The following is a 7657-nucleotide window of genomic DNA, read 5'->3' as shown; positions in this document are numbered from 1 at the left end:
ATGTTCATTGCAGCAGCGTTGGTGTGCAGGCTCAACATGATGGTTCTCTCTAAATTGGGTTAGGGGGAAGAATCTGTTGCCGCCTGCTCATCAGACGGCCACGGCTGTTCAAGACGACGGCGGTGCGCCATGCATTAAATCAATCGTGCCGATAGGGCCGTGTGCGCCTCTGGCTGCAGAGGGGCTGGAAATGGCTGGCAAGGCTGGTACTATTTGCAGCACTCAATAGTGATTGACAATTCACGCATCTCGAACTCCTTCGACCATGTCGACGGCTATGTCTACCGACCACGAAAAAAAACGCATTGCCGTCCTTGAAGACAACCTTGCGCAAGCGCAGGCAGTTCAGCGCTGGCTGGAGAGTGCCGGGTACGATGTCATCGTCGAGCACGATGGCCGCAGCTTCATCGAGCGCATCGACAAGGAAAAGGTCGACATGCTGCTGCTCGATTGGGACGTGCCGGGCATGACCGGTATCGAGGTGCTGATCGACACGCGCAAGCGTGTTGACTACCTGATCCCCATCGTGCTGCTGACCCAGCACGACGACGAGCGCGACATCCTGCACGGGCTGGAAAGCGGTGCCGACGACTACCTCGTCAAGCCTGCCAGCGAGCGCATGCTGATCGCCCGCGTGGTTGCGCAATTACGCAAGTACTATCCGCAAACGCAGCAAAAAAAGCAGATCGAGTTTGCCGGCTATGTGCTCGACGAGGCCTCGCGCACGGCAACGCTGCCCGATGGCTCGCAAGCATCGCTGCCTGAGCGAGAGTTTGCGATTGCCTATTACCTGCTCGCGCATGCGGGGCGTGTTGTCAGTCGTGATGCGCTGCTCAAGCATGTCTGGGGCGAGACCGACCGAGAGCAGGTCGGCACACTGGCAACCTATATCACGCGGGTTCGCAATATGCTGCGCCTGCGCACACACGGGCTCGGGATCTCCAGTGTGTACCGCTACGGCTATCGTCTTGAGCGCATGGCAGATGCGCCCGATTCCAACATCGATTGACACGCCTCCGCCCGCCGTCCGGTCGCATGTCTGCCACCCTTCGCCGCCTCACTGCGCTTGGCCCTTGGCGGGGCCTTTTCGTGATTGCGATGCTGGTGTTGGCGGCCTTCAGTGGCCATCCGAGTGGTGGCGTGATGTCCGGGGCGCTCGACCGCGTTTTCTTTGATGTGATGGCGACGCTCGTTGCGCGGCCGTCGACCGGTCGGGTTGCCATCGTCAACATTGACGCGGCCACAGTGGCGCAGCTTGACCTACGGCAGATTGCCGATACTTCGGAGCAGCTACTCGACCGGTTGGGTGATGCGGCCAGCGTGGTCATCGACCTGCCTTTGTCGCGGGCGCTTGACAATTCGAGCCTTGAGGCGGGCATGCGCGTGCGTCGGAACACGCTGCTGGTGCCGCCCGCCAACGCGAGTGACCCCGCTGGAAACCCGGTGCTGATGTTGCCGCCGACCGCGGTAACGCTTGCGGCGGCACTCAGCCAGCGCGAGGTTTACGTCGGTCACTATGGTGTGGTGACGGGCTTCGTCCCCTATGTTGCGTCCGCGAGCGGGCCGCGCGCGCACGTTGCGCTCGATGCACTGCGCGTGGCTGGCATCACGCCGCCGCTGCGCATAGATGCGTTCACGCAGCCCTACGCGCTATCCGTGGGCGGTGGACAGACGCAGGCGGTGGTGACGATGCTGCCGCGCAGGGTGGGGTTGCCGCAGTACTCGTATCTCGATGTCATCCGGGGGCGGGTGCCGAAATCCGCATTTGCAGGCAAGGTGGTGTTTGTCGGCAATCTCGCGTGGCGGGGTGAGGGCGCATATCAGGTGTCGTCGCTTGATTCGCACGAGGTTTCCCGTGCGCAGCTCGACGCGCTGCTCACCGATGCGGTGGTGGCGGGCAACCTCGCGCGGGAAGTGTCCTCCGCCGTCGAGGTGGTGGTCTACATTGCGTTGGCGCTGGGCATTGTCTTGATTTGCCTGTTCGTGCCGGGCCGCGCCATGCATGTGGCCGCAATTGGCTGGGGGGTGTTGATTTTTGCTGTGCCGCTTGTGCTGCTGGCGTTTCACATGTTTCTGCCGCTTGGCCTGCTGCCGTTCGTGTGCTTGCTGATCTACGTGTTTTTTGCATGGGATCGGCATAGCCGGACACTCGCATTGCTGCGACGTGAACTGTCGGAGTGGCGCGCGATTGCGGCGTCGATTCAACCCAAGCATCGGATGTCAACGCCAGCCGCACTTGCACTGGCGCCCGATGGTGATCTCGCCGAGATCAAGGCTGCGCTGCGCCAGGTGCGCGGCTGGCAGACGCTGTATGTCGACATGATCAACCAGTTGCCGTATCCCGTGTTTCTGGCGATGGACGGCCATGTTGCCGTGTGGAATGCGAAGGCGGCGGCATTGATGAACGCCGATGCGGCGGCCGAAGCCACGCCCGGTACGACGCAGGCACTCGCACAGGTCGAACAGTTCGTCGCAGAAAGCGTGCTCAAGGGCGGTGATATCAGCCACGAAATCGAGTGGGGCGGTCGCGCCCACATGTTGGTATGCGAACCGCTGTCGAGCGAGTCGGAAGGCGCCAACGGGGTGGCGCAGAGGTCGCACCTGGTTTGCCTGATTGATATCGCTGATGTGAAAGACCTGGTCTCGCAAGACAAGCGCATGCTGAGGCATATTGCGCACGATTTGCGCAGCCCGCTGACGGCGATCCTGTCGTTGATCGACCGTCGCGGTGCGACCCACAATGACAATGTGGTCACGCCGACGGACCGTGAGTTCTTGAGTGATCTACGCCAGCAGGCCGCCTATTCGCTGCGCATTGCGAAAGACTTCATGCAGTTGAGCCGCGCCGAGCGTCTGGATCGCGCGGAGTTCGAGCCCGTGGCATTGAGCGAGGTGGCCGAAGAAGCCATCGACCAAAGCTGGCTTGCCGCCGATCAGAAGGGAATCGTATTGCACGAGCCGGTGTTTTCGGTGGACGACACCATCGTTGATGGCAATGCCGACATGCTTATGCGGGCGCTCGTCAACGTTGTGGATAACGCGATCAAGTACTCGCCGTCGGGCACGACGGTGTCAGTCGCCATCGACGCCACAAGTGACGGCGCGCTCGTGCTGAGCGTGACCGACCAGGGAATCGGCATGACCGACGAGACGGTGCACCGCCTGTTCGAGCCGTTCTTCCAAGCCGAGCGCAAGCCCGATGGCAGCGGGGGCGTTGGCCTCGGGCTGCCCTTCGTCAAGACCGTGATCGAGCGGCACGGTGGCACGATCGACGTGCGCAGCCGGCCAGGGCATGGCACGGTATTCGCGCTGATCCTGCCGCGCACGCTCAAGGACTGATTCGCGCGCTGATTTGCGCGTCGGTTTCCCGTTCGAGCCTGCCTCGGAGTATCGTGGCAGGCATGTCACCCGCCGCTTTCACGTTTGATCGCATCCTGACGCCGCTGCTGCCGCTGGCCTTGCGTGGGCATACCGTTGTGCGTGCCTGGGCGGCGAGCGCCACATTCAAGCACGCCATCGAAGCGCTCGGTGTGCCACATACCGAGGTGGGACGAGTGCTTGTGGATGGCCGCGCGGAGGCATTGGAAGCCGTGCTGCCCGTGCACGGTCACGTGACCGTTCTTGGCGTGGAACCGTCGCTTCCTGCTGCGCCGCTGCACTTTCTGTGTGACGCGCACCTGGGCGCAACCGCACGCCTGCTGCGTATGGCCGGCTTCGATACCACCTACGACAACAATTATGCCGATGCCGCCATCGAGGCGCTGGCCTTGGCGGACGACTGGATTATCCTCTCGCGCGATCGTGAGCTGCTCAAGCGGCGCGGTATCCGCCGTGGCGCGTTTATTCGCGAGCGTGAGCCGCAGGCGCAGATGCGCGAGATCGTTGCGCGTTTCAGGCTGGCGGATGCAGCACGGCCATTTTCACGCTGCCTGGAATGCAACGTGCCGCTGCGTTTGCTGAGCGTGGAAGAGGCCGCCGGCAGCGTGCCGCCGCGTGTGCGCGAACGGCAGCACCTGTTCAGTACCTGCGATGTCTGCCAACGTGTCTACTGGCCGGGCTCGCATTGGGCACGTATGAATGCCCTGCTGGCTGGCATGCTGGCACCGCAGGCAGAAGACGGTGCACCCCAGACCGCCGAACGCATCCTGCGTAGCGGCAGCGCAGGCGCCTGATAGCGAAGCGCCCGCTGCAACGGAAGGGTACTCAGACCAGGCTCAGGCGCACGTCGATATTGCCGCGCGTAGCGTTGGAGTACGGGCAGACGATGTGAGCGCGGTCGATCAGCGTCTGGGCTTGGTCGCGCTCCATGCCGGGCAGGCTGATCTTCAGTTCGACCTCGATACCGAAGCCATTGGGAATGACGCCAATGCCAACGTTGCCTTGCACGCTGGCGTCTGCGGGCATGCGCAGCTTGTCGCGCGCGGCCACGAACTTCATCGCGCCGATGAAGCAGGCGCTGTAGCCGGCCGCAAACAGTTGTTCTGGGTTGGTGCCTTCGCCACCAGCGCCGCCGAGCTCACGAGGCGTGGACAGGCGCAGATCCAGGTTGGCATCGCTGATGACGGCACGGCCGTCGCGGCCACCGGTGACGTTGGCTTGGGCGCGGTACAGGACGTTTTCGATCGACATGGCAGTTCTCCTGATCAAGGTTGGGAGCGAAGTGCAGCGGCCGTCGGAGCCGAAGCACTGGGTTGATATAGTTTGCTATTAAATAGCGCGCTATGTATTTGCTTCAAAAAAAGCGAGTGTATTGCGGCACCCGCCGGGGTCGTGTTCTCGCTTTAGGCGGCGTGTTTGAAAAGCCGCCCGCGCAAGTCATTCAGCTGCGTACGCAAGGCTTCAATGTCCTTTGGGGCGCATTCCGCGGCAGCACCGATGCAGTTCGGCACGTCCTTGGCGCGTTCCCGCAATTGCCAGCCCGCGTCCGTCAGCGAGATGATCACCTGACGCTCGTCCTCCTCGGAACGTCGGCGCTCGATCACGCCCGACGCCTCCAGACGCTTGAGCATGGGGGTGAGGGTGGCCGAATCGAGAAACAGCCGCTCGCCGATCGCCGACACGGTCTGCGCGTCGTTCTCCCACAGCACCAGCATGACCAGGTATTGCGGATACGTCAGGCCCAGGGGCTTGAGCAGCGTCCGATACACCTTGTTCAACCCGATCATGGTCGAGTACAGCGCGAAGCACAGCTGCACGTCCAGCGACAGGTTCGAGTGCGGAGAGGCGGTCTTGCGTGTGTCCATGTCGTGCATATTAGATAGTGCGCGATCTAATAGCAAGCTAAATTTGTGAAAATGCCAAAGTGACGTTAAGGCTCTATCGCTAGGATGGCTCAGGTGCGTTACGAAGATCCGCAACGAAGCGCTCGCGCCAGACTGTCAAGTTTGCTGTGCGCAGCCGATCCATCATGTGGGCATAGCGCGCCTTGCGTTCTTCCAGTGGCATTGTCAGGGCACGGTTGAGCGCCTCGGCCATGCCACGCGTGTCGTACGGATTGACGATGAGTGCCGCGTCCAATTCGCGCGCCGCACCGGCAAAGCGTGAGAGCACCAGCACGCCCGGGTTCTCGGGGTCCTGCGCGGCCACGTATTCCTTGGCTACCAGGTTCATGCCGTCGCGCAGCGGTGTGACATAGCCGATGTGCGAGGTGCGGAACAATGCCATCAGTACGCGCCGCTCGTATTGCTTGTTGATGTAGCGGATGGGAGTCCAGTCCAGCTCGGAGTGCTTGCCATTGATGCGCCCCGATTCTGCCTCCAGGCGCTGGCGAATCTGCTGGTAGCTCTGCACGTCCTGGCGCGAGGTTGGCGCGATCTGGATGAAGGTCACGTGCCGGCGGTGGTCTGGAAAGTCATCAAGCAATTGCTCGAATGCGTGAAAGCGCTCGGGTAACCCTTTCGAATAGTCCAGGCGGTCCACGCTCATGATGAGTTTGGGTTGATTCGCCGGGCCATTTTCCTGCTCACTGCGCGGGCTGGTGTGCCGTGCGAACGGATTGCGCCGCGCCAGCGACGACACTGCTTGTTGTGCGATCTCATCGGGATGCACGCCGATGGGGTAGACCTCTGCACGTAGCGTGTGGCCGAACGCGTGCACCGGGCCGTTCTGCTCCCTATTCTCGATGTAGCCACGTGCCTCGCGTTCGATGTAGTCGTAAAAGGCGACGCGGTCGGTTTCGGTCTGGAAGCCGACAAGGTCGTACGCACACAGCGCGCGTATCAGTTCCTCATGCGGTGGGATTGTCGTCAGGATTTCCGGTGCCGGAAACGGGATATGCAGGAAGAACCCGATGCGGTTGGTCAGCCCCAGTGCACGGCATTCGGCGGCAAACGGGATCAGGTGATAGTCGTGTACCCAGAGGATGTCGTCTGGCTTGACCAGCGCCTTGATCTGATGCGCAAACTGCGAGTTGACGCGTCGATAGCCGTGGTACTCCTGCCGCTGAAAGCGCGCCAGATCCACGCGATAGTGGAAGATCGGCCACAGCGTCGCGTTGGCGAAGCCGCGGTAGTACTGGTCGTAGTCGCGCCGGTTCAAACCGACGGTGGCATAGGTGATGTTGCCCTTGGTGACGATGGCGGGCTCGCTAGAGGCAGTGGTTGTGGTCTCGCCGCTCCAGCCGAACCACACGCCACCCGTCTCGCGCAGCGCATCGAACACGCCAACGGCCAGGCCGCCTGCCGTCCCCTGGCCCTCGGCGATGGGCGCGACGCGGTTGGAGATCACGATGAGCCGGCTCATGCGCCACCTCGCCTGTCTGCAACCATCGCGGCAAGCCACGTACGCAGCGCCGCTGGATCGTGTACGCGCCACAGTGCCTGGCTTGGACCGTTGCCAATCTTGATCGACCAGCCGTCAAGCGCGTTCACCGCATCAAAGGCGCTTTCGTCGGTCAGATCATCGCCAGCAAACAATGGCGTGCGGCCCATGAAGGGGCGCTCGGTCATCAGCGTGTGCACGACATCGCCCTTGCTCGCGCCGCGCGGCTTGAGTTCGACGACCATCTTGCCCGCCTGCAGGCGGATGTGGTCGGAGTAACGGTGCGCAAGACGATCTGCCAAAGCGAGCACCGTGTTTTCCGCATCCGGGGTGTGGCGATAGTGCAGCGCGAAGGCGATGCCCTTGCTTTCCAGCATGACCCCCGGCAGTTGTGTGAGTTCGGCGCGCAGTTCGCGCTCCAACTCGGCGAGTACATCTGCGTCGGTATTCAGGCGGACGAAGCTGCCATCGGCATAGCGGCGTTCGGCGCCGTGCACCCCGGCAATCACCAGGCCGGGCAGGGCGAGCAACGATTCGAGGTCATGTACCGTGCGCCCACTGATGACCGCCAGCGCACCGCCACAGGCGGCATGCAAAGCGGCCAGTGTTTCGCGCAGCGGCGCACAGACATGCACGGCGTCCGGTTGCGGGGCGATGTCGACAAGCGTGCCGTCAAAGTCCAGCAGGAAGGCCGTATGGGCAACGTCCACCTTGGGGAGCGGCGCCGCGCTGGTGAAATGCGGTGAGCGATCGTTTTTGGGCAAACCGGTTCATGTGAATGTGCGTGATGCGCCTGTTGACGCAAGAACCGGACCGGCCGCGCCAGAACCTGCGCACGATCCTGCTGCGCGGTCCGATCCTGGCCCTGCGATGCTCACCGTATCCATGTATGGCTGCG

At 62.5% G+C, this 7657-nt stretch carries 7 protein-coding genes; 3 read left to right on the top strand and 4 right to left on the bottom strand.

Annotated features, from left to right (window positions below; genetic code table 11):
* Window positions 1-277: 277 nt before the first annotated feature.
* The 3 genes from R2N11_RS24425 to R2N11_RS24415 all read left to right on the top strand — a co-directional run bounded on the left by R2N11_RS24425 (window position 278) and on the right by R2N11_RS24415 (window position 4172).
* Window positions 278-1009, top strand: a complete 732-nt coding sequence (locus tag R2N11_RS24425) for a response regulator transcription factor (RefSeq protein ID WP_316682697.1) — start codon at window positions 278-280, stop codon at window positions 1007-1009.
* A gap of 26 nt (window positions 1010-1035) precedes the next feature.
* The gene (locus R2N11_RS24420; protein ID WP_316682696.1) at window positions 1036-3339 is read left to right on the top strand and encodes an ATP-binding protein; all 2304 of its coding nucleotides are present in this window, start codon (window positions 1036-1038) and stop codon (window positions 3337-3339) included.
* 62 nt (window positions 3340-3401) lie between these two features.
* A complete protein-coding gene (locus R2N11_RS24415; RefSeq protein ID WP_316682695.1) occupies window positions 3402-4172 on the top strand; it encodes a Mut7-C RNAse domain-containing protein in 771 nt (256 codons plus the stop codon).
* A 31-nt stretch (window positions 4173-4203) separates the two neighbouring features.
* Here R2N11_RS24415 and R2N11_RS24410 read toward each other — a convergent pair whose 3' ends face one another.
* From R2N11_RS24410 to otsB, 4 genes are all read right to left on the bottom strand, one after another.
* Window positions 4204-4629, bottom strand: a complete 426-nt coding sequence (locus tag R2N11_RS24410) for an organic hydroperoxide resistance protein (RefSeq protein ID WP_199030098.1) — start codon at window positions 4627-4629, stop codon at window positions 4204-4206.
* Window positions 4630-4781: 152 nt separating this feature from the next.
* The gene (locus R2N11_RS24405) at window positions 4782-5243 is read right to left on the bottom strand and encodes a MarR family winged helix-turn-helix transcriptional regulator (protein WP_199030097.1); all 462 of its coding nucleotides are present in this window, start codon (window positions 5241-5243) and stop codon (window positions 4782-4784) included.
* 79 nt (window positions 5244-5322) lie between these two features.
* Window positions 5323-6741, bottom strand: coding sequence for an alpha,alpha-trehalose-phosphate synthase (UDP-forming) (otsA, locus tag R2N11_RS24400; RefSeq protein WP_316682694.1), 1419 nt, complete (start codon window positions 6739-6741; stop codon window positions 5323-5325).
* Window positions 6738-7523, bottom strand: a complete 786-nt coding sequence (gene otsB, locus R2N11_RS24395; protein WP_199030095.1) for a trehalose-phosphatase — start codon at window positions 7521-7523, stop codon at window positions 6738-6740. Before otsB ends, otsA begins: the two co-directional genes overlap by 4 nt.
* Between the last annotated feature and the right edge of the window lie 134 nt (window positions 7524-7657).

Origin of the sequence: Ralstonia flaminis, assembly GCF_958415495.1 — a bacterium.
Lineage (GTDB): Bacteria > Pseudomonadota > Gammaproteobacteria > Burkholderiales > Burkholderiaceae > Ralstonia > Ralstonia flaminis.
The sequence above is the reverse complement of the archived record's forward strand: the minus strand, read 5'-3'. Positions and strand labels throughout refer to the sequence as shown.